We start from the raw sequence: 206 nt of genomic DNA on the forward strand, positions 1-206 counted from the left end.
CCGCTGCTTCCCGAGCTGCCTGAGCTGCCACTTGATCCATGGCTGCCTTTACTTTTCCCGGAATGTTTATTGTTCTTATTCTTTCCGGAATTTTTCCCACCTTTACTTTTCCCGGACCCGTGGCTGCCGCTTGACCCGCTGCTTCCCGAGCTGCCGGAGCTGCCGCATGAACCGCTGCTTCCCGAGCTGCCTGAGCTGCCACTTGA

At 57.3% G+C, this 206-nt stretch carries 1 protein-coding gene; it reads right to left on the reverse strand.

Annotated features, from left to right (window positions below; all coding sequences use genetic code 11):
* Positions 1-206 (reverse strand): hypothetical protein (locus tag BIV60_RS30020; RefSeq protein WP_177177425.1); only part of this gene is annotated, 206 nt, incomplete at both ends.

It is taken from the genome of Bacillus sp. MUM 116 (assembly GCF_001866655.1).
Classification (GTDB): Bacteria; Bacillota; Bacilli; order Bacillales; family Cytobacillaceae; genus Neobacillus.